This is a genomic window from Pseudomonas sp. 39004, assembly GCF_028682155.1.
Classification (GTDB): domain Bacteria; phylum Pseudomonadota; class Gammaproteobacteria; order Pseudomonadales; family Pseudomonadaceae; genus Aquipseudomonas; species Aquipseudomonas capeferrum.
Genome location: NZ_JANIAG010000246.1, coordinates 1 through 6,019 on the forward strand (window position 1 = coordinate 1; position 6,019 = coordinate 6,019).

General features: G+C 64.9%; 3 protein-coding genes. All 3 read right to left on the reverse strand.

What is annotated here, in order from left to right; all coding sequences use genetic code 11:
- Positions 1 to 127 precede the first annotated feature (127 nt).
- The 3 genes from NP534_RS25155 to NP534_RS25165 all read right to left on the reverse strand — a co-directional run bounded on the left by NP534_RS25155 (position 128) and on the right by NP534_RS25165 (position 5,893).
- Complete coding sequence (locus NP534_RS25155; protein WP_274100506.1) at positions 128 to 2,938, reverse strand: FAD-binding and (Fe-S)-binding domain-containing protein; 2,811 nt, start codon at positions 2,936 to 2,938, stop codon at positions 128 to 130.
- Positions 2,939 to 3,013: 75 nt separating this feature from the next.
- On the reverse strand, positions 3,014 to 4,159 hold the full coding sequence (lldD, locus tag NP534_RS25160; protein WP_033701621.1) for an FMN-dependent L-lactate dehydrogenase LldD: 1,146 nt from the start codon (positions 4,157 to 4,159) through the stop codon (positions 3,014 to 3,016).
- Between the two features lie 63 nt (positions 4,160 to 4,222).
- Positions 4,223 to 5,893 carry a lactate permease LctP family transporter gene (locus tag NP534_RS25165; RefSeq protein WP_033701618.1) on the reverse strand — a complete coding sequence of 557 codons (1,671 nt, stop codon included), beginning with the start codon at positions 5,891 to 5,893 and terminating at the stop codon, positions 4,223 to 4,225.
- Between the last annotated feature and the right edge of the window lie 126 nt (positions 5,894 to 6,019).

A 6,019-nucleotide genomic window follows, 5' to 3' on the forward strand; every position in this document is an offset into this window, starting at 1 on the left:
AATAACTGGCCCGAAACAAATGTAGGAGCGAGCCTAGCTCGCGATGCGCCGCGCGGGCGGCGCTCGATCTCCTAGGCGCTGAACATGCATTGGCGAACACCTGTCAGCCATAACGCCATCTCATGCTTCAAATACTACGCGCCCGCGTCACCCGATCCACCAGGTAAACCAACCCGTGATAATCAATACCACTATGGCTGGACAACCCAATCTCACAGGTGCGGCTGGTAGAAATCCCTTCACTGCAATACTGCACCGCATCCTTCAAGCTCCGCAGCGAATGTGCATTGAGCTCCGGCGTGGTAAACCCCTTGTCCCCGGCAAACCCACAACAGTGAATCCCTTCCGGTATCACCACCTGCTTGCTGCACCGCCGCGCCAGGTCTATCAGCGCCTGGCTTTCCCCCAAGTGCTGGGTGCTGCAGGTCACATGCACCGCCACCGGCTCTTCCTGCGGGGTGAACTCCAGCCTGTCCAGCAGATGGCTACGAATGAAGCGCACTGGGTCGTACAGGTCCAGGCGGGTTTCCCCCAGGTCCTGAACCAGGCGCAAGGTACACGGGCTGGTGTCGCAGTAGATCGGGTCAAGCCCTCCGCGGCTGGCATGTAGCAGGGCGTTGATCAGCTCCTGGCGCTTGTGCTCAGCCTGCTCCGGGTACCCCTTGGACGCAAACGGCTGCCCACAGCACAGGCTGTCGGCATTCTCCGGAAATACCACTTGGTAACCGGCCTTCTCCAGCAGCCCGCGGGTCTTGTCCAGCAATGAGCTTTGCTCCCGGTCTGCATAGGCCGGCCCCATCACGCGTGACACGCAAGCCGCCAGGTACACCACCCGTGGCCGGGCATCATGGCTCGCCGGGCCAAAGTCGATGCTGCGCAGGGGCTGTGGCATGGCTGGGGTCCACTGCGGCAGCCGGCCTTTGCTGGCTTTGTTCAGCGCTGTGCTCAAACGGCCCAGGCGCGGGGCGCCGAGCAGCTTGCGGGCGGTGTTGGCGGCGGTCAGGGTCAGGCGGGCACCGCTCAGTGCCGTGTGGAAGTGGTCGGCCAGCCAGTCGGCGGCCTTGTCGTGCTCGGCGGCCTGGCTGCGCAGCTTCTTCACCAGCTCGCCGGTGTTGATGCCGACCGGGCAGCGCTGGGCGCACAGGCCGGTGGCGGCGCAGGTGTCGAGGCCTTGGTATTGGTAGGTCTTGAGCAGCGCTCGGGTATCGATGCCGGCGCGTTTCTTGGCCTGGATATCACGCCACATGACGATGCGCTGGCGGGGGCTCAGGGTCAGGCCCTTGGACGGGCACACCGGTTCGCAGAAGCCACACTCGATGCACTTGTCGACGATTTCATCGGCGGCCGGCAGCGGCTTGAGGTTTTTCAGGTGGATATCGCGGTCTTCGCTCAGCACCACATCGGGGTTGAGGATGCCGTTGGGGTCGAGCAGGCGCTTCAGCGCCCACATCAACTGGTACGCGTCATGGCCCCACTCCAACTCCACGAACGGCGCCATGTTGCGGCCGGTGCCGTGCTCGGCCTTCAGCGAGCCACCGAACTCCACGGCCACCAGTTGGGCCACGTCGTCCATAAAGGCTTGGTAGCGCGCCACTTCCTCGGCGCTGTTGAAGCCCTGGGTGAAGACGAAGTGCAGGTTGCCCTCCAGGGCATGGCCGAAAATGATCGCTTCGTCGTAGTGGTGCTTGTCGAACAGCTGGATCAGGCGGTTCACGCCCTCGGCCAGTTGCTCGATGGGGAAGGTCACGTCTTCGATGATCACCGTGGTGCCGGTCTGGCGCACGGCGCCGACGGCGGGGAAGGTGTCTTTGCGGATTTTCCACAGCTGGTTGTACACCGCCGGGTCTTCGCTGAACTCGACTTTCTGCTCCAGCGGGAACTCGGCAATCGACGCCATCACCTGCTGCAGTTGCTCATGCAGCAGCGTCTGGCTGGCCGCGCGGGACTCGATCAGCAATGCGCAGGCATTGTCTGACAGGCCTTTTACCCACAGCGGCATGCCGGGCATGTTCTGCACCGAACGCAGGCTGCGCCGGTCGAGCAGCTCTACGGCAGACACCGGCTGGCGCTTGAGCAGGGTGACCGCGCGGCAGCAGCTTTCGACGCTGGGGAAGACCAGCAAGGCGCTGGCTTTGTGCGGGTGGTCGGGCACGGTGTCGTAGGTGACGGCGCTGATGAAGCCCAGCGTGCCTTCAGACCCGACCAGCAGGTGCTGCAGGATGTCGAGCGGCTGGTCGTAGTCCACCAGGGCATTGAGGGACAGGCCGGTGGTGTTCTTCAGCCGGTACTTGTGGCGGATGCGGTCGGCGAGTTCGGTGTTGGCGCGGGTTTCACGGCCCAGACGCGCCAGTGCTTCGAGCAGGTCGGCGTGGCTGTGCTCGAAGGCGCTGACGCTGGCCGGGTCTTCGCTGTCCAGGCGGGTGCCGTCGGCCAGCACCAAACGCAGGCCGGCCAGGGTGTGGTAGGTGTTTTGCGCGGTGCCGCAGCACATGCCGCTGGCGTTGTTGGCGACGATGCCACCGATCTTGCAGGCATTGATCGAGGCGGGGTCTGGGCCGATCTTGCGCCCAAACGGTGCCAGCCAAGCGTTGGCCTGGGCGCCGATCACGCCGGGCTGCAGGCGGATCTGCTCGCCCTGGCCGCGGATTTCGCGGCCGTTCCAGTTGTCGCCGAGCACAATCAGTACCGAGTCGCTGATGGCCTGCCCAGACAAGCTGGTGCCGGCCGCGCGGAAGGTCACCGGCACGCGCTCGCGCTGGGCCAGTTGCAGCAGGCCGACCACTTCGTCCTCGGACTCGACGCGCACCACCAGCTTGGGGATCAGCCGATAGAAGCTGGCATCGGTGCCAAAGGCCAGGGTGGAGGTGGGGTCGTCGAAACGGCGTTCGGCGGGTATCAGGCGCTCGGCATCACGCAGGAACGCGGCGGGCAGGCTCATGCAATCTCCTCGCGGGGCCGCGGCGTCTGGTGCGCCGCATGCCCCGGTCAATCAGGCGGTGTTTCGTGCAGGCGTTCAGGCGCCCAGTTCGCGGACCAGCGAGTCGCGGGTGATCTCGCTGATCGACTTGGCGCCGGTGAGCACCATGGCCACGCGCATTTCCTTCTCGAACAGTTCGAGCAGGTTCTTCACCCCGGCCTCGCCATGCACGGCCAGCGCCCAGAGGAAGGCGCGGCCGATCAGCACGGTGTCGGCGCCCATGGCGATCATGCGCACCACGTCGAGGCCGCTGCGGATGCCGGAGTCGGCGAGAATCTTCAGCTCGCCCTTGACCGCATCGGCAATCGCCGGCAGCGCGCGGGCGCTGGACAGCACGCCGTCGAGCTGGCGGCCGCCATGGTTGGACACGACGATGCCATCGGCGCCGAACTTGACCGCGTCACGGGCGTCGTCGGCATCGAGGATGCCCTTGATGATCATCGGGCCCTCCCAGAAGTCGCGGATCCACTCCAGGTCTTTCCAGGATATCGACGGGTCGAAGTTGTTGCCCAGCCAGCCGATGTAGTCGGCAAGGCCGGTGGGGTTGCCACGGTATTTGGAGATGTTGCCGAGGTCGTGCGGGCGGCCCATCACGCCGACGTCCCAGGCCCACTCGGGGTGGGTCATGGCTTGCAGCACGCGGCGCATCGGGCCGTTACGGCCGCTCATGCCGGAGTGGGCGTCGCGGTAGCGGGCGCCGGGCACGGGCATGTCGACGGTGAACACCAAGGTCTTGACCCCGGCCGCCTTGGCCCGCTCCAGCGCATTGCGCATGAAGCCGCGGTCCTTGAGCACATACAGCTGGAACCACATCGGCCGGTTGATGGCCGGGGCCACTTCTTCGATCGGGCACACCGACACGGTGGACATGGTGAACGGGATGCCATGGGCTGCTGCGGCGCGTGCCGCCTGCACTTCGCCACGGCGGGCGTACATGCCGGTCAGGCCGACCGGGGCCAGGGCCACGGGCATGCTCAGGGTTTCGTCGAACAGCTGGGTTTCCAGGCTGAGCTCGGACATGTTCTTCAACACGCGCTGGCGCAGGGCGATGCTGGCCAGGTCCGAGACGTTGTGGCGCAGCGTGTGCTCGGCGTAGGCGCCGCCGTCGGCGTAGTGGAAGAGGAAGGGGGGCAGCTTGCGTTGGGCCGCGGCGCGATAGTCGGTAGAGGCGGAAATGATCATGGATTCTCGCAGCGTTGCTTGAGGGGAATGCCGGGCGCGCCTTGGCGCCCGGCCCCTTTCACTTTAGTGATGAACCAGCATGCCGGTCAGCCAGTAAGCCTGGACCAAGGTGATCAGGCCCACGATGGTGGCGAAGAACAGGCTGTGCTTGACGGTGAAGCGGAACAGGTCGGACTCCTTGCCCACCAGGCCGGTGGCGGCGCAGGCCACGGCAATGGATTGTGGCGAGATCATCTTGCCGGTCACGCCGCCGCTGGTGTTGGCGGCCACCAGCAGGGTGTCGTTGACCCCGATCTGGTGCGCGGTGGTGGCTTGCAGCGAGCTGAACAGGGCGTTGGACGAGGTGTCGGAGCCGGTCAGGAACACGCCCAGCCAGCCGAGGAACGGCGAGAAGAACGGGAACGCGGCGCCGGTGCCAGCCAGTACCAGGGCCATGGTCGAGGACATGCCCGAGTAGTTGGTGACGAAGGCGAAGGCCAGCACCATGCCGATCGACAGGATTGGCCAGCGCAGCTCCCAGAACGTCTCTTTGAAAGTGGTCAGACCAGTTTTGAAGTTGATCTTCAGCACCGCCATGGAGATCAGCGCCGAGAGGAAGATCGCGGTGCCGGTGGCGGAGATCGGGTCGAGCTTGAACACCGCTGGCATGGCGGTCGGCGCGGCAACGATCGGGGCGGTCTTGATCACCAGTTGGTCAAGGTGCGGGATGGCGAAGTTGAACACGAAGTTGTACATCGCACCGCCCGGCGCGAACGCGGCCTTGAACGGTTTCAAGGTCCAGATGGTGACCAGCACGGTGAGGATCAGGAACGGCGACCAGGCCTTGAAGATCTCGCCGAAGCTGTACGGGCTAGGCTGGCTGCCGCTTGATTGCACGACGGCGGCGCCGACGCTGCCCTTGGCTTGCGCGAACGAGCGCTTGGGCTGCCAGACTTTCAGGAACAGGGTCAGGCAGATCAGGCTGGCCAGGGCCGAGGTGATGTCGGGCAGCTCTGGGCCGATGAAGTTCGAGGTGAAGTACTGGGTCACGGCAAAGCTCAGGCCGGCGACCAGGGCTGCAGGCCAGGTCTCCTTCACGCCGCGCACGCCGTCCATCATGAACACCAGCCAGAACGGCACGAACAGCGACAGCAGCGGCAGCTGGCGGCCGGTCATGGCGCCGATGTGGAAGGCGTCGATGCCCGTCACCTGGCCGGCCACGATGATCGGGATGCCCAGCGCGCCGAAGGCGACCGGTGCGGTGTTGGCGATCAGGCACAGGCCGGCGGCGTACAGCGGGTTGAAGCCCAGGCCCACCAGCAAGGCGGCCGTGATGGCCACCGGTGCGCCGAAGCCGGCCGCGCCTTCCAGGAAGGCACCGAAGCAGAAGCCGATCAGCAGCACTTGCAGGCGCTGGTCGTCGGTGATCGACAGCACCGAGCTGCGGATGACTTCGAACTGGCCGCTCTTGACCGTGAGTTTGTACAGGAACACCGCGGCAACGATGATCCAGGCAATCGGCCAGAGGCCGTAGAGGAAGCCGTAACCCGCGGCGGCCAAGGCCATGTCGACAGGCATCTGGAAGGCGAAGATCGCCACCAGGATCGACAACCCGAGGGTGATGCTGCCGGCCACGTGGCCTTTGAGGCGGAACACGGCCAGGGCAAGGAAGAAGAACACGATAGGGATGACCGCCGCCAGTGCGGACAGGCCGAGACTACCAAGCGGGCTATAGAGTTGTTGCCAGGTTTGCATATGGGGTGGCCCCTAATTGTTGTTGGTCAGCACTGGCATTGGATAATTGGTAAGACCAATTTACAATGTCTGGGCGCTAGGTTAAAAGCGCTGTCGTGGGTGTGTCAATTTGTCCGACACAAAACT